Here is a 16,055-nt window from a genome sequence, read left to right on the forward strand (position 1 = left end):
CAGCTGCCCGTCTTGCACGGGCAGCTGTTCGGCTCAGGACGACTGTGATGAAATGCGACCCCACTCTTTATCGCGCAGCGCCGCCATCACTCGCCGTGAAACCCCGCCTGATTCGACAACTGTTCCTGCCGCCACTCATCTTCATCCTGATGATCGGGCTCGGCTACGGTGCATATCTGATCAGTGAACACAACGGCATCAAGAGCCTGAGCGAAAGCGGCGAACGGCAGTTGGAACTGCATGCTCGTACGGTCGAAAGCGAGATCAGCAAATACAATTATCTGCCCAGCGTTCTGGAACTCGAATCCAGCGTTTCGCAGTTGCTCAACGAGCCCGGCCCCCAGATTCAGCAGCAGGTCAATCGCTACCTCGAAGGCCTCAACCGTCGCAGCCGCAGCCGAGCCATCTATGTGCTGGACACCACAGGACGCGTCCTGGCTACCAGCAATTGGCGCGACAGCGACAGTTATCAGGGCGAAGACCTGTCTTTCCGTGCCTACTTTCAGGACGCTGTAAGAGGAATGCCCGGGCGTTTCTACGGGATCGGCACCACCACTGGCGAGTCCGGGTATTACCTGGCCCACGGTCTTGAAGAAAAAGGCCGGATCATCGGCGTGGCCGTGATCAAGGTTGGACTCCAAGCCCTTGAAGAGCGCTGGCAGCGGGCACGTCTGGAAGCCTTCGTCAGTGACGAAAACGGCATCATCATTTTGTCCAGCGACCCGGCCCGACGCCTGAAATCAGTGCGCCCGCTGACGCCGACCATCAAGGAACGCCTGGCGCGCAGCCTGCAGTATTACTGGTGGCCGCTCAACGAGCTGGTGCCGCTGGAACGCGAGTCCTTGTCCGAAGGCGTCGAAAAGCTCACGTTCCCGGCCAATGTCACGGTCGACCGGGAGCATACGCAGGTCAGCTATCTGGCCCAGACCCGCCCGTTGAACGACACGCCCTGGCACCTGACTCTGCTCACCCCGCTCGAAGACCTGCGCCGCGAAGCGGCCAGCCAGGGCATGTTGGTGGCCGTGGCCTGTGCGCTGGTAACGTTTTTTCTGATTGCCTGGAACGAGCGTCGCAAAGTGATCGCGACCCGGCTTGCCGCACGTGAGGCGCTGGAAACGGCCAACAACGAGCTGGAACGCAAGATTGCCGAGCGCACCGAACACCTGCGGGCGAGCAACGAACGTCTCAAGGCGCAGATTCGTGAACGCAGGCAAGCCGAAGACACGCTGCGCAAGGCTCAGGATGAACTGGTGCAGGCAGGCAAACTCGCCGCCATCGGGCAGATGTCCACCAGCATCGCCCATGAATTGAACCAGCCGCTGGCCGCTTTGCGCACGCTGTCCGGCAATACCGTACGTTTTCTGGAGCGCGGTGCGCTGGAAACGGCCAGTACCAACCTGCGCACGATCAATGATTTGGTGGATCGCATGGGCCGTATCACCGCAAGCCTGCGTGCGTTCGCCCGACGCGGCGACGACAAGGGGCAGGCCCGACTGAGCAAGGCCCTGGATGCGGCGGTGCAGCTGCTTGCGGTGCGTATCGAACAATGTGCCCTGACGCTGCACCTGGATTTCGTTGACGCCACACTGGCGATCGATCAAACACGTCTGGAGCAGATTCTGGTCAACCTGATCGGCAATGCTCTGGACGCCATGCACGCTCAGCCCAAGCCCACACTTTGGATTGAAGGGGCGATTGCCGAGGGTCGCTATCGCCTGCTGATCCGTGATAACGGACATGGCATCGACACGCATGCGCGCAAACATCTGTTCGAACCCTTCTTCACCACAAAACCGGGCGAACAAGGCCTCGGCCTGGGCCTGACACTGTCGGCAAGCCTGGCAGCTGCGGCCGGTGGCAGCCTGAGCGCGGAACAGCCTGCAGACAACGGCACGACCTTCGCCCTCTGTCTGCCCTTCATCGACAACGCTCCAACCGAACCTCGCCAGGGCGAGCCGATATGAGGCAGCACCCATGAGCATCAACAGCGACCTGACGGTCCTGATCGTAGAAGATGACCCGCACGTGCTGCTGGGCTGTCAACAGGCATTGGCATTGGAAGACATCGTCAGCGAAGGCGTTGCCAGCGCCGAGGAAGCCTTGCTGCGCATCGACGACAACTTCGCCGGCATCGTCATCAGCGACATCCGGTTGCCGGGCATCGACGGTCTGGAGTTGCTGAGTCGCCTCAAGGCACGGGACAGCAGCCTGCCGGTGGTGCTGATTACCGGGCATGGCGACATTTCGATGGCCGTCAATGCCATGCGCGACGGCGCGTACGATTTCATGGAGAAGCCTTTCTCCCCCGAAAAGTTGGTCGACGTCACGCGCCGTGCGCTGGAGCAACGCGGGCTGGCGCGAGAAGTCTGGGCGCTGCGCAAGCAACTGGCCGAGCGCGACTCACTGGAAGGCAAGATCATCGGCCGCTCACCGGCCATGCAAAACCTGCGCGCCTTGATCGCCAACGTCGCAGACACCTCGGCCAACGTGCTGATCGAAGGTGAAACCGGCACAGGCAAGGAGCTGGTCGCTCGCTGCCTGCATGACTTCAGCCGTCGCAAGGCTCATCAATTCGTGGCCATCAATTGCGGTGGGCTGGCCGAAAGCCTGTTCGAATCCGAGATATTCGGTCATGAAGCCAACGCCTTCACGGGTGCAGGCAAGCGCCGGATCGGCAAAATCGAGCATGCGCACAATGGCACGCTGTTTCTCGATGAAGTGGAAAGCATGCCGATCAATTTGCAGATCAAGTTGCTACGGGTCTTGCAGGAGCGCACGCTGGAGCGCCTGGGCTCCAACCAGAGCGTGGAGGTGGATTGCCGGGTGATCGCAGCCACCAAGTCCGACCTCAATGCAATGGGCAAGACCAACCAGTTTCGCAGCGACCTGTATTACCGTCTGAATGTCGTGACGCTGGAGCTGCCGCCGCTGCGCGAGCGCCGCGAAGACATCCTGCAGCTGTTCGAACATTTCCTGCAGTTGTCTTCGCTGCGTTTCGACCGCGAACCGCCTGCGCTGGATCGCCAGACGGCGTCGAGCCTGATGGGGCATGACTGGCCTGGTAACGTTCGGGAACTGCGCAATGTTGCCGAACGTTTCTCCTTGGGCCTGCCCGCGTTCAAGCACAGCGGAACGGTGATGGAAAACCAGAGCCTGGGGTTTGCCGAGGCCGTTGAAGCCTTCGAACGCAATCTGCTCAGTGAAGCCCTGGAGCGCAGCGGCGGCAACTTGAGCCAGGCCAGTCAGGAACTGGGCATGGCCAAAACCACGTTGTTCGACAAGGTCAAGAAGTACGGACTCTAAATCGTCAACCGAAGCGCAACAACAGCGCCATTCAAGCAGGAGCACACCGTGGATCTGGTACTAAAGGCGCTGTTGGGCGGCGCGGTGGTGGTGATACTCGCGGCGCTGGCCAAAACCCGCAATTACTACATCGCAGGCCTGGTCCCGCTGTTTCCAACCTTCGCCCTGATCGCTCATTACATCGTCGGCAAAAGTCGCTCGCTGGACGACCTGAAAACCACCATCCTGTTCGGTATGTGGTCGATCATCCCCTACTTCGTCTACCTCGCGGCCCTCTACCTGTTGGTCGACCGCCTTCGCCTGGAAGCCTCACTGGCCCTGGCCGCCGTGGCCTGGCTCATAGCGGCGACACTGCTGGTAACGGTGTGGGTGCGGGTTCATGGGTGAGGGAGGATGCAGCGTCACTGCGAAAAGGTATGCGTCAGTCTCACTGATCGCTAAAGATGCATCGGTGGGAGCGAGCTTGCTCGCGAAGAGTGCCGTCCATCCGCAACAAGAGTGTCTGTTGGTAGGAGCATCGCTTTCGCGAGCAAGCTCGCACCGCCCCTGCAAATGCCTTTATCCCGTTACCTCAAGTAAGCGCCAGCGCCCTCACTTCGCCTCATTTCCCCTCGCTGACAATCTGCCGAATCGCGCTGACGAACACGTCCACCGGCTGACCGCCCGACACGGCGTACTGGTCGTTGAACACGATGGTCGGCACTGAACTGACGCCGCGTGATGTCCACAGCTGTTCGGCCTCGCGTACCTCGTTCGCGTATTCGTTATCGTCCAGAACCGCTTGGGCACGTACGCGGTCAAGGCCGACTTTCTGCGCCACATCCGCCAGTGTCTGGTGATTGGACGGATCCTTCAGGTCGCTGAAATAAGCTTCGAACAGCGCCTCTTTCAAGGCGTGCTGCTTGCCTTCAATCTCAGCCCAGTGCAGCAGGCGGTGGGCGTCGAAGGTGTTGTAGATGCGCCGCTCGCCCTGGGCAAAAACAAAGCCTTGCTCAGCGCCCCGCTCGCGAATGGTGTCGTGGATGCCCGCAATCTGCTCGGGGGTGGAGCCGTACTTTTCGGCAATGTGTTCTTTGATGTCCTGCCCTTCGGACGGCATGTTCGGGTTCAGCTCGAACGGCTGGAAATGGATCTGTGCATGAACTTCATTGCCCAGTTCAGCCAGTGCTTTATCCAGCGCTCGCAGGCCAATGACGCACCAGGGGCAGGAAACGTCGGAAACGAAATCGATCTTCAGTGCAGTGCTCATGCTGGCCCTCGCTCAATCGGCAAAAGCCACACGATACACCTCTGCCCGCCCCTTTCAACTGCGCAAGCTTTTACAGCGGCACTTACAACTGCGCCAGGTTGCGCCCGTCGTCGTGCTGCGTTTTCAGATAAGGCAGCACCGCGCCAAGCAGCGGCGCCTTGAAAGCCTCCTGGAAGCGATGCGCAAGCCCCGGAATCAGTCGCAACTGGCTGCCCTGGATGTGCGCAGCCACATGTACCCCATGCATCACAGGCAACAGCGGATCGGCCGTACCGTGCACAACCAGTACCGGCAAGCGCAGACGGTTGAGCAGCTCGACCCGGCTGGGCTCGGCCAGAATCGCCATGATCTGGCGCTTCACGCCCTCAGGGTTGAATGCGCGGTCGTAGGAAATGGCAGCCTGATGCAGCAACTGCGCACGGTCATCCTTGACCTGCGGACTGCCCAAGGCTGCCAACAGGTCGGCCTGCTGCTCAATGGCTATTTCGCGATTCGGTGCGCCACGTCGAGCCAGCAACTGCATCAAGGCTGCACTGGGCATCGGCAAACCCTGCGCGCCGGAGCTGGTCATGATCAGGGTCATGCTCTCGACCCGGGAAGGCGCCAGATCCGCCAGATGCTGAGCAATCATCCCGCCCATGCTGGCGCCCAACACATGGAACTGACGAACCTGCAAGGCATCCATCAATCCCAAGGCGTCATCGGCCATGTCAGTCAGCGAATACGGTGCGGACACCGGCAGGCCCAGCTTGTAACGCAGCACTTCATAAGTGAGGTTGGCATTGGCAGGTTGTTGCACCCAGGTCGACAAACCAACATCACGGTTGTCGTAGCGAATCACTCGGTAACCCTGCTGACACAGCGCAACGACGACCTCGTCGGGCCAGTGAATCAACTGCCCACCCAGGCCCATGACCAGCAGCAAGGCAGGATCGGACTCACTGCCGATGCTTTGGTAAGCGATTCGCACTTGCTTGAGCTGCGCAGTTTGCACAGGCACATCAACGCTGCATCGATCGGCCGCAAAAGAAGGCAAGCCGCACAAAAGCGCGGCCAGAAAAAATAAAACACGCATGAAAAACACCAAAAAACAGATCCCCAGTAGGCCGCGAGTCTGATGATGTTTTGCAAAGCGCGCTGCCACAGTTGCGTGACAGTTTGATGAAGGGCGCTCAACGGTCGTGTGAAGACCTCATTCATGCCGCCATCAGGGTCAAGCAGCGCCTGCGAGCAACAGGTTTTCGCCAAATCGGGCCCGTGCTTCTTGAACCAGATCGACCTGATCGCAAGCGCGGCCCAGAGAAAGCACTTTGTAGGTGGGCAGTCGATCGAATACCGGGGCCAGGTGCTCAGTCACGCTGACGCTGTCGATGTGCAGCCCGGTGACCGGCAGGAGCGCCGCCACGCCAAGGTTATCCTTGAGCTCGCCACGGTAAGTCGCCACCAGCTTTTTCAGCGGCGAATATTGGAGGATGTGATAAGCGCGCTCGAACGCATTTCGCCATTCCAGCGGCAGATCCAGCGTCAGGATGGGTTCGTCGATCTGCACCCACTCAATACCTCTGGCCGCCAGCCGACCGAAGATTTCGCCATAGGCTGGCAACAGGCGCTCAAGCAGATCGAGTTTGTCGACACCGCTTTCTGCCTGAGCAAACCAGAGGTACGTCAACGGCCCGACGAGAGAAGGTTTGTGGCCTTGATCGTTGGCATCATGGGCCGTTTCAAGCAACGGCTCCCAATCCGGCTGAAAACGTTGCGCGTCGGTCAGGCGTGCAATCAGTTTTGGATGCTGTTCGGCCAGCCACTCGGTCGGCGTAAGCAAAGAGGACTCATCCCGCTGCCAGCACGCCTGCAAAGCCTGCTGCAATTCACGATCAGCGCCGATGCGCAGGGTGTCAGGGGTGTGTGCCAGGGCCATGAGGCGTCCTCCATAAAAGATGGCGCTATTGTCGACAGCCGGACCAACATGAGACAAACTCATTTTTTTCGTGTTGATCACAAATACTATTCATGGAGCACTGACAGTGCTTGAGATACGCCACCTCAAAACCCTCCACGCCCTGCGTGAAGCCGACAGCCTTGTGGAAGCCGCCGAGCGGCTGCACCTGACCCAGTCGGCGCTGTCCCACCAGTTCAAAGAGCTGGAAGAGCGCATGGGCATGCCGTTGTTCGTGCGCAAGACCAAACCGGTCCGGTTCACCAGTGCCGGCCTGCGTCTGCTGCAACTGGCCGACTCGCTGTTGCCTCAATTGCGCAGCGCCGAGCGGGACATTGCACGTCTGGCGGGTGGTACTGCGGGCCGTCTGCACATGGCCATCGAATGTCACAGCTGCTTCCAGTGGCTGATGCCGACCATCGACCAGTTCCGCGATGCCTGGCCCGAAGTCGAACTGGATCTGTCCTCCGGCTTCTCATTCGCCCCGCTCCCCGCACTCGCGCGCGGCGATCTGGATCTGGTCGTGACCTCGGACCCGCTGGAGCTACCCGGGATCACCTACGTCCCGCTGTTCACCTACGAGGCGATGCTGGCGGTTGCCAATCAACACGCGTTGGCGAGCAAGCCCTACATCGTGCCGGAAGACCTGCTGCCTGAAACGTTGATCACCTACCCGGTGGAGCACGATCGGCTGGACATCTTCACGCGTTTTCTGGAGCCGGCCGACATCGAACCCGCTCAAGTGCGGACGTCGGAGTTGACCGTGATGATGATGCAACTGGTCGCCAGCGGACGTGGCGTGTGTGGCATGCCGCATTGGGCGCTGCATGAATACAGCTCAAGGGGCTACGTGAAAGCCAAGCGTCTCGGAGAGAAGGGATTGTTCGCGACGCTGTACGCCGCTATTCGTGCCGACATGCTGGACGCGCCTTACATGCGCGATTTCCTGCTGACCGCCAAAGACACGTCGTTCTCGACGCTGGACGGTGTCAGCGCAGTTCGGTGAGTTGAAGGTTCGCCCTGCCCTGATCAGACAGGACGATGCTCGAACAACTGCTCAGACCGTCTCGGCGTGCCGCTGCAGATAAAGCGGCAAGATCAGGTCGCGGGTCAGCGGAGCCAGATTCAGTCCGGCATGGCTTCGCGTGCCGACCCAAATCACCTCTTCGATCTCGGCGGCAGGCACCACGCAAGCATCCGTCTCAACCTCAAACAGCTGACAGTGAACTTCAAAGCCCGGTTCATTGGCGGCCGGTGCATTGAATTCGCCTAGAAAAACCGCCTGTTGCGGATCAATGACCAGCCCCAGTTCTTCTTCCAGTTCTCTGGCCAAGGCTGCGGATGCCGCTTCGCCCGGCTCGATCTTGCCGCCCGGCTGCATGAACGCCTGAGTGCCACGCTTGCGCACCAGCAGGGTCTTGCCATCCGGCGCGATCAGCAAGGCAGCGGCGATGGTGATGATTTTCATGCAAAGATATCCGTCTTCAACAGTCGCGACTCATCGGCGCGCTCCAGCGCCAGCGTGATCAAGCGATCAATCAACCCGGGATAGGAAAGGCCGCTGGCCTGCCACAGCTTGGGGTACATGCTGATGGAGGTGAAACCGGGGATGGTGTTGACCTCATTGATAATGATGTCGCGAGCCTCAGTCACGAAAAAGTCGACCCGCGAAAGGCCCGCGCAACCGAGCACTTTGTAAGCGGTCAGCGCCACGTTGCGGACTTCATCGCTCAGCTCATCGGCCAGATCCGCAGGAATCGCGATGCGCGCCTGATCGCCGTTAAGGTACTTGGTGTCGTAAGCGTAGAACTCGTCATTGGCGACCACTTCACCGCACACGCTGACCTGTGGATCGCGGTTGCCCAGTACGGCGCATTCCACTTCACGACCGACGATACCCTGCTCGATCAGCAGCTTGTGATCGAACTGGAAACCCAACGCCAGCGCGGCCTCGAAACCGGCTTCGTCCATGACCTTGCTGACACCCACCGACGACCCTTGGCTGGCGGGCTTTACGAACATCGGCAGTCCGAGCTGATCGGCCACCTGCGCAAATTGAACCGTCTGGCCACGGGTGAGCACCACGAACGGTGCTACGGCGATACCGGCATCGCGCAACAAACGCTTGGTCACGTCTTTGTCCATGCAGGCTGCGGAACCGAGCACGTCCGGGCCGACAAACGGAATCGCCAGCAAGCGCAGCAAACCCTGCAATGAGCCGTCTTCGCCAAACGCGCCGTGAATCAGCGGAAATACGACGTCTATACGCGCCAACCGTTCGCCAGAGTCGACCTCGACGAACTGCCCGCTCGTGCTGCCCGGCAACAGCGCCAGACGCTTGCCAGCGGTGCTCAGGCTGATCTTTGCCGGGTCGCCTGCGTTGAGCAGGTAATCGCTTTCGTCGAACCGCAACCAATTGCCGAGTTTGTCGATACCGATCAGGGTCAGCTCATAGCTTTCACGATCAATTGCGTTAATCACGTTGCGTGCCGATTGCAACGACACCTCGTGCTCGCTGGATTGCCCACCGAAAATGATGGCGACTGACTTTTTCAAAGCGGGTACTCCTGTTTTTCAGGCCGCGAAGATAAAAGCAATTCCTGTGATTAGTCCAGTGGACGAGTGGTCGCAACCCGCATTCCACGCAAAAAAAACCGGTGAAGGGCGATCCTGAGAGGACGGCCCTTCACCGGGACGACAGATGGATCACTGCGCGGGCGAAGCGTCTTTCTTGCCACCAGAACCAAAGGTGGCAAAACGCTTATTGAAACCTGCAATACGGCCTTCGCTGGTGGTCTTGCGCTGCTGACCGGTGTACATCGGGTGCGACGCGCTGGACACGTCAAGCGCGACGTACGGGTACGTGTTGCCATCGGTGTGCTGTTGCATACGCTCTGTATCAACGGTGGAGCCGATCAGAAAATAGACGTCGGCTGCCGTGTCGTGAAACAGCACGGTGCGGTACGCGGGGTGGATATCGGGTTTCATGCTGGCCTCCAAAGAGATGCGTCAAAGAAGTGTTACACAGTAACATAACGCCCTCGCCAAATGATAATGATTCCTGTCGATCATCCGTATCGCCCTGCTTGATCGGGCTGGCGCTTGACGCTAAGGTTCGCCGCGCCTCTGACACATCGGCGGCTCGGCATGGACGCGGGCACGTCGATGGGACAATAAAAAAGCCAACAGGATTTTCATGCCTGACACCCTCCGCTACGACTTGCCACTACACGCTTATGAACGCCTGATCGAAGCCCGCGACTCTTTGCGACTGCTGGACGGTTACGTCAACAAGACCGACGTCATGTGCAACCCTTCGATGCTGGTGGGCTACGTCTCGATGTTGCAGAACGCCTTGCAGGACGTCATCGCTGCCAGCAAACCTGCCGCGCCTCGTGACAGCTTCATGCGCAAGGCAGACGAACTGGGTTTCATCGCACTCAACCCCAAGGAACAAACCCTCATCGAGCACCTGCGCTGGACCAGCCAGGAAGGACGCGAAGAGGTTTACGCCACCACCGAACGCCTGCGACGACTCAAGCCTTGGGTGCTGGAAAGCTGAACGTGCGCTGCTGCGTGATCAAAAGCTTTCGTCAAGGCGCCATTTACCCCTCACGCGCATGACGGCAATCCGCTACATTTCAGGTGCGCACTGTGCTGGCTCGCGCCTGCGAACCGTTTTTGGTACAGCCAGCCCGGCAGCCTTGCGGCCCTGCATACGTTCAGACGCAGGTAGAGACGGGGCGCACAGCGAAAAAACCGCCATTAGTCCAAGGATGTCGTATGAGCCTCTCGCTACTCAGCCGTTACGCCGTTTTCGTCGGATGCGTGCTTTTCACCCTGTTAAGCCTGCCGTTCTGGCATCACGAGTGGCTATGGCCGCTCACGCTGCTGACCGCCGTACTGAGCGTGGTAGGCATCATCGACCTGTTGCAGACGCCCCACTCGGTGCGCCGCAATTATCCGATTCTGGGCAATATTCGCTACGCCGTCGAAGCCATCCGCCCGGAGATTCGCCAGTACCTGCTCGAATCCGACAGCGACGCCTTGCCCTTCTCGCGAGCCCAGCGCTCGCTGGTGTACTCACGCGCCAAGAACGAATCCGCCGACAAGCCCTTCGGCACGCTGATCGATGTCTACCAGACCGGTTTCGAATTCATCGGCCACTCCATGCGCCCTGCCCCGTTGAGCGACCCCAACAGTTTTCGCGTGCCGATTGGTGGCCCGCAGTGCATCCAGCCCTACTCCGCCTCGATCTTCAACATCTCGGCCATGAGCTTTGGTTCGCTGAGCGCCAATGCCATCCGCGCGCTGAACAAAGGTGCAAAGCTGGGCAACTTTGCCCACGACACCGGTGAAGGCAGCATCAGCCCCTATCACCGGGAACACGGTGGCGACCTGACCTGGGAGCTGGGCAGCGGCTATTTCGGCTGCCGCACAGCGGATGGTCGCTTCGATCCGGAGCGGTTTGCGGCCCAAGCCACCAACCCGCAAGTACGCATGATCGAGATCAAGATGAGTCAGGGTGCCAAGCCCGGGCATGGCGGCATCTTGCCCAAGCACAAAGTCACTCAGGAGATCGCAGACACTCGCGGGATCCCGATGGGTGAAGACTGCATCTCGCCGTCACGTCACAGTGCGTTCTCTACGCCGTTCGAGTTGATGCAGTTCATTGCCCAACTGCGCGAGCTGTCGGGCGGCAAGCCGGTGGGCTTCAAGTTCTGCCTGGGCCATCCGTGGGAATTCATGGGCATCGCCAAGGCCATGCTCGCCACCGGGATTTACCCGGACTTCATCGTCGTCGATGGTACGGAAGGCGGAACCGGTGCTGCACCTGTCGAGTTCACCGACCACATGGGCACACCGATGCGCGAGGCCCTGCTGTTCGTGCACAACACGCTGGTTGGCCTGAATCTACGCGACCATATTCGACTGGGTGCGAGCGGCAAGATTGTCAGCGCATTCGACATCGCCAGCGTCTTGGCCATCGGTGCCGACTGGGCCAACTCGGCGCGTGGCTTCATGTTCGCCATCGGTTGCATCCAGTCACAAAGCTGCCACACCAACAAATGCCCGACCGGCGTTGCGACTCAGGATGCCCTGCGTCAACGGGCACTGGTGGTGCCGGACAAAGCGGAGCGCGTCTACAACTTCCACCGCAACACGCTCAAAGGCCTGGCCGAGATGCTGGCGGCCGCAGGCCTGGATCACCCCTCGCAACTGGAAGCCAAACACCTCGTTCGGCGCATGTCTGCCACGGAAATCAAGCTGTTCTCGCAGACCCACGTATTTCTACAGCCGGGGCAGTTGCTCAATGGCGTGCAGGACGACAGCTTCTATTCACGTATGTGGCGAATGGCCCGTGCCGACAGTTTCGAGCCCGCCGACGTCGCGTGAGTCCGCCTGCCTGGAGACATTCTGTAATAGCCTGACTTTGCAATCCTTCTGATTTAACGCCACCCTGCCGCGCCGCCAGACGACACCGACTGGCGGCGCGGAACCTCGGCCTTCTGCGGCTCATCTTATTAGCAACTTTCAAGAGTCCACCGTTATGACTAACGGACGCGATCATCGAATCGACTTCTTTCGAGGCTTGGCGCTGATCTTCATTTTCTGGGATCACGTGCCGGACAACCCTCTGGCCCAGTTGACGGTGCGCAATTTCGGCTTCAGCGATGCGGCCGAGATCTTTGTGTTTCTGGCGGGGTACGCAGCCATCCTGGCGTACGGACGTATCGCCCGACGTGAAGGCATGCTGGTCGCAGGGGTGCGCATCCTGCGGCGCACCTGGGTGCTGTATGTCGTGCATATCTTCCTGCTGACACTGCTGATGGGAATCGTGTTCGTGGCCAACAACCATGTCGAAACCCGAGACATGGTCCAGCAAATGGGCCTTGAGTATTTCGTCGGCAATCCGCAACAGGCACTGGCAGACGAACTCTTGTTGCGCTTCAAACCCAACCTGACCGACCCGTTGCCGCTGTATATCGTTTTGCTGCTGACCTTGCCGTTGATCCTGCCACTCATGCTGCGCAGGCTCGAACTGGCGGTCGGGCTTTCAATAGCCCTGTACATGATGGTGCCGCTGTTTGGCTGGAACCTGCGCGCGTATGAAGGCGGCGGTGTGTGGTACTTCAACCCGGTAGCCTGGCAATTGCTGTTCGTGCTGGGTGGTGCCTGCGCATTGCGGGCTGAACGCTATGTCACGAAGGACCGCTCCCCGCCGCATCAACAACCCCTGTTCATCCTCGCCGCTTCCTATGTGCTGATCGCAGGCGTACTGACGTTTACCGAGAAATGGCCGGACCTGCACATTGCGCTGGTGTCGAACCTGCAGCTTGAAAAGTTTTACCCCATCAACAAGACCGATCTGGCACCGGCTCGCCTGCTGCATTTTCTGGCGCTGGTCTACGTGGTCGTCCATCTGCTGCCCACCACCAGCAAGTGGTTGGAAAACTGGCCCGTTCAGCAGACCTGCCGCATGGGGCGCTACTCGCTGGAAGTGTTCTGCCTGGGCGTCGTGCTGGCGCCTCTGGCCGACATGGCCAACGCGCTGGCTGGCGACACTTGGCCGATGCAGGTCACGACAGCGGTCGTGGGTCTGGGATTGATGATGCTGATGGCCAACGGACTGGAACTGAACAAACGCTTCGACAAAGCACCACGTTTGTTGCCCACCTGATAACAGCGTCACATTCAACTGCCCGCTCGGAAGTTTCCTACTGCTTTATCAGGCCAAGTTTTTCTGGAAACGGCCGTTATTTGGTATGAACTCAACGGGAGGGTTAGACCTTGAATATTGATGCGATCAAAAATCATATGGGTACACTCCGGCCTGTGGCAGTGCCCCAGAGACTGATGTCAGAGATGGGCAGCGGCGTTGCGCCAGATAAGGCCTTTAAGACTGACGCCACGGAAGCGGAAGCAAAAGCGAAACCATTTCATGAGTATCAAAAAGAACCTTGGCTCGCAGAGCCGGCATCAGAAATGTTCAATAATCACGAACACTACGTGGCCTATAAAAAGATATTCAGCGCTATGGAATTGGATCTTATGCGGATCACCTATGACGCTTACAGAAAAGAACTGGCAGATACACACCCAGAAATCGCAAGTAAAAACTTTAGCTTTACACTGGACGAGGATGCATCACTTAAGATTATCGATTACGACAACAACCTTACCGAAACCGAAAAAGCCATATTGACAGAATCCATCAACAAATTTCAAGAACTTAAAAGCATGGCACAGACAAATGCAAAAACGATCATGGACTTGGTTGACCATGATCATGACAACTTCGGCCGTCGATATAACTTAAACATTGATAATTTCCACCGCGTCATAGATTACGCCAAGCTCATAAACACCAGCGCCAAACAAATGGAGCATGAATGGGTACAGCAAATTCAAAGTAATGCCGAGACAAAGAGTTCCTTGTCTATTTCTGTATTGGCATGATAGAAGATTGACGGGGTATTTGCCCCGTCAATCTCAACCACAAATCAATTTCTCGGCGCGACCGTTTTCAACACAGTCTGATCGCAGATATGCCCAAGCTGGAGTAATTTGAAAGCTTTGGGGGTTGGATCAATGTAGAGATTTTTCACAAAGTAGTCAGCGACCTTATAGTGACTTCTCCACGTATTGAAGCCCATCTGTTTATCGACGAAATCCCTTGCCTCGAACCCTCCGTGGCAACGCCCAAGCTCTATGAGCTGTGACGCAATACCGTTGGCATCACTCATGAGATGACCTCTCATGCTTTTCTCTCCCTCACCAAAGGTCAGCCCGAAACCCGCGACACCCCCTTCCAACGCAGCACCTTTGGTATCCGTAAACCTCACCTCTAGCACAGCTTCCTTGTAGACCTGCGTGGCCAACCAATTAGGTTCGGTGTACCCACTGGGTATTCTGATGACACCCGGCTCATCAAACAAATCGTAACTTTTCAGCACGGGATAGGAGCCCAGTACAATGGCATAACCCAGCTCGTTCACACTATCCGGGTCCTTGGCGGAGATCCGAATGATGACATCAGCCCCTGGACTCAGATTGGAAAAAACCTTAGTCGCCGTCTGTTGGGCAATCCACTTACCCTGTTCGTAGTACTCAACACTCCACGCTTTGCCAACAGGATCACCACCAGGGGAATGGAGCAGAACGTCCTGCCCTCGTTGCGACACAAACCCGTAGTAATGGACGGGTGCCTGTCGGGTCAACGAGCCCACCCCGGAATTGAGCTTGTCTGGAAGTACGGTGAATGTCGGCTCAGCGGGCATCTGCTCTGCATCGGGACTGATCGCTTCTGTGCTGCCTGCAACTAACGCTTCAGCCTGATCCATCAGCGCAGGGTTTGCGCTCATAACAGAACCCGAGACAGCAAACAACACTGGCAAGAGCCAAAGACACCTGTATTTTTTACTAGGGTGTTTCATGATTATTTTCTCTTTAAATAAACAGGGCTGAATGCCACTGATAAAACCGACGTAATAGACAGCCGGCCCGGCAGTCAACCCACACCGCTTAAAACGAGAAATCTCCTACAAAAAAATATCGCTGTGAATATTTCAGAAACTTCCTACAGCATTGACAGCGCAAGTTTTTAACTCCGAGGCCGCTATCACGTTAACCTTGTCAGAAAGTGTACCTCACATGAAAATCAGCGCAGCAATGACGAATGTGCAAACCCAACCGTTTCTCATCAAAGGCATCACATCCAGCCCATTACCAACGGAGCCATTAGAGCCTCTGCCGCCAGCAGCCAGAATGCCTCGCGACCCAAATGAAGCGTTTTACCGTTTCGAGAAAACACCTTGGCGCCCCCAAAGCGCGAACAACGACAGTAATGAAGAACTTGCAACTTTTTACGGTGCATTTTTTGAACAGGACCTGCTGCTTTTTTTAAAAGATCAAACCGATATTTTCCAAGAAACCATCTGTAACATGTTCGACGCTTTTCATGGCCACAAGCAGCAGCTTTCCTATCTGAACCCTGAACTGGCAAAAAAACACTATGGATTCACACTGGGCTTTGACGAGCAGATCAAGGTCACTGACCCGGACGGCGTATTAACGCCCGCAGAGCATACGTATTTGACCGAAGAGTTAAACAAGCTTCAATCGCTAAAAGACAACTTGATGACCAACGCCAAAAGCATCATGACGTTACTGGATCACGACTCGAAGAAATTCGGCACTGAGCACACGCTCAATCTGGAGGGTTTCAGCAAGGTCATCGATTACGGCCAGGTATTCAGCCGCAATACCATTGGCAACTTTATGGATACCATCATCTACCAGATCGAACGTAATGCGCCGAAGCGTGAAGCGGCGCAAGAGCCTGCGGTTGATATATACGTTTAAACACCGAGACCACCTTCACGCCACAGTAACGGCTCGGAAATACCCTATCAGGTCACCAGGCAACGTTTTTGTCCTCAGTGCCGTTACTCAGGAAACATCATTCATTTTGCAGGAGCGTCACCGCTGCGCATGCCCGTCAAATTCTTGTGGACAATTTTCTCCTGCAGTCCCACCCAGCGTCTAAGCTTGTCTCAGGTGCGT

16 protein-coding genes are annotated in these 16,055 nt (G+C 57.6%); 9 read left to right on the plus strand and 7 right to left on the minus strand.

The genetic code is table 11. The features are described from left to right. The first annotated feature begins 47 nt into the window (after positions 1-47). From ALP40_RS10655 to ALP40_RS10665, 3 genes are read left to right on the plus strand one after another with little or no spacing between them, the layout of a single operon-like run. Positions 48-1,964, plus strand: coding sequence for an ATP-binding protein (locus ALP40_RS10655; protein WP_122208240.1), 1,917 nt, complete (start codon positions 48-50; stop codon positions 1,962-1,964). 10 nt (positions 1,965-1,974) lie between these two features. Beyond that, the gene (locus ALP40_RS10660) at positions 1,975-3,303 is read left to right on the plus strand and encodes a sigma-54 dependent transcriptional regulator (protein WP_122208241.1); all 1,329 of its coding nucleotides are present in this window, start codon (positions 1,975-1,977) and stop codon (positions 3,301-3,303) included. A 48-nt stretch (positions 3,304-3,351) separates the two neighbouring features. After that, complete coding sequence (locus ALP40_RS10665; protein WP_122208242.1) at positions 3,352-3,690, plus strand: GlpM family protein; 339 nt, start codon at positions 3,352-3,354, stop codon at positions 3,688-3,690. A 214-nt stretch (positions 3,691-3,904) separates the two neighbouring features. Here the strand turns inward: ALP40_RS10665 and ALP40_RS10670 are convergent, their stop codons facing one another. From ALP40_RS10670 to ALP40_RS10680, 3 genes are all read right to left on the minus strand, one after another. Then, positions 3,905-4,552 (minus strand): DsbA family oxidoreductase, encoded by a 648-nt coding sequence (locus tag ALP40_RS10670; RefSeq protein ID WP_122208243.1) that lies wholly within the window; start codon positions 4,550-4,552, stop codon positions 3,905-3,907. Positions 4,553-4,634: 82 nt separating this feature from the next. Continuing rightward, positions 4,635-5,627 (minus strand): alpha/beta fold hydrolase, encoded by a 993-nt coding sequence (locus tag ALP40_RS10675; protein WP_122208315.1) that lies wholly within the window; start codon positions 5,625-5,627, stop codon positions 4,635-4,637. A 138-nt stretch (positions 5,628-5,765) separates the two neighbouring features. Beyond that, positions 5,766-6,470: a 5-methyltetrahydropteroyltriglutamate--homocysteine methyltransferase gene (locus ALP40_RS10680; protein ID WP_181115919.1), complete on the minus strand. Its 705-nt coding sequence runs from the start codon at positions 6,468-6,470 to the stop codon at positions 5,766-5,768. Between the two features lie 106 nt (positions 6,471-6,576). On the opposite strand from ALP40_RS10680, the gene metR reads away from it, so the two are divergent. After that, on the plus strand, positions 6,577-7,494 hold the full coding sequence (metR, locus tag ALP40_RS10685) for a transcriptional regulator MetR (protein ID WP_122208244.1): 918 nt from the start codon (positions 6,577-6,579) through the stop codon (positions 7,492-7,494). A gap of 51 nt (positions 7,495-7,545) precedes the next feature. Here metR and ALP40_RS10690 read toward each other — a convergent pair whose 3' ends face one another. The 3 genes from ALP40_RS10690 to ALP40_RS10700 form a co-directional block, all read right to left on the minus strand. Then, positions 7,546-7,956 carry an NUDIX domain-containing protein gene (locus ALP40_RS10690; RefSeq protein ID WP_122208245.1) on the minus strand — a complete coding sequence of 137 codons (411 nt, stop codon included), beginning with the start codon at positions 7,954-7,956 and terminating at the stop codon, positions 7,546-7,548. After that, entirely contained in the window at positions 7,953-9,044 is a 1,092-nt protein-coding gene (gene ddlA / locus ALP40_RS10695) for a D-alanine--D-alanine ligase (protein ID WP_122208246.1), read from the minus strand. The genes ALP40_RS10690 and ddlA overlap by 4 nt, the downstream gene beginning before the upstream one ends. A 150-nt stretch (positions 9,045-9,194) precedes the next feature. Beyond that, positions 9,195-9,476 (minus strand): type B 50S ribosomal protein L31, encoded by a 282-nt coding sequence (locus ALP40_RS10700; protein WP_122208247.1) that lies wholly within the window; start codon positions 9,474-9,476, stop codon positions 9,195-9,197. 208 nt (positions 9,477-9,684) lie between these two features. Here ALP40_RS10700 and ALP40_RS10705 point away from each other — a divergent pair, with 208 nt between their 5' ends. The 4 genes from ALP40_RS10705 (at position 9,685) to ALP40_RS10720 (ending at position 13,949) form a co-directional block, all read left to right on the plus strand. Further along, positions 9,685-10,050, plus strand: a complete 366-nt coding sequence (locus ALP40_RS10705; protein ID WP_122208248.1) for a hypothetical protein — start codon at positions 9,685-9,687, stop codon at positions 10,048-10,050. A 221-nt stretch (positions 10,051-10,271) separates the two neighbouring features. Beyond that, positions 10,272-11,885 carry an FMN-binding glutamate synthase family protein gene (locus tag ALP40_RS10710; protein WP_122208249.1) on the plus strand — a complete coding sequence of 538 codons (1,614 nt, stop codon included), beginning with the start codon at positions 10,272-10,274 and terminating at the stop codon, positions 11,883-11,885. A 154-nt stretch (positions 11,886-12,039) separates the two neighbouring features. Continuing rightward, positions 12,040-13,170, plus strand: a complete 1,131-nt coding sequence (locus tag ALP40_RS10715; RefSeq protein ID WP_122208250.1) for an OpgC domain-containing protein — start codon at positions 12,040-12,042, stop codon at positions 13,168-13,170. 110 nt (positions 13,171-13,280) lie between these two features. After that, positions 13,281-13,949, plus strand: a complete 669-nt coding sequence (locus ALP40_RS10720; RefSeq protein ID WP_183136028.1) for a hypothetical protein — start codon at positions 13,281-13,283, stop codon at positions 13,947-13,949. Positions 13,950-13,993: 44 nt separating this feature from the next. Here the strand turns inward: ALP40_RS10720 and ALP40_RS10725 are convergent, their stop codons facing one another. Beyond that, complete coding sequence (locus ALP40_RS10725) at positions 13,994-14,770, minus strand: hypothetical protein (RefSeq protein WP_122208318.1); 777 nt, start codon at positions 14,768-14,770, stop codon at positions 13,994-13,996. A gap of 373 nt (positions 14,771-15,143) precedes the next feature. On the opposite strand from ALP40_RS10725, the gene ALP40_RS10730 reads away from it, so the two are divergent. Further along, positions 15,144-15,854, plus strand: coding sequence for a hypothetical protein (locus ALP40_RS10730; RefSeq protein ID WP_183136029.1), 711 nt, complete (start codon positions 15,144-15,146; stop codon positions 15,852-15,854). Positions 15,855-16,055: the final 201 nt, after the last annotated feature.

It is taken from the genome of Pseudomonas viridiflava, assembly GCF_003702045.1.
In the GTDB taxonomy this organism is placed as follows: Bacteria; Pseudomonadota; Gammaproteobacteria; order Pseudomonadales; family Pseudomonadaceae; genus Aquipseudomonas; species Aquipseudomonas viridiflava_C.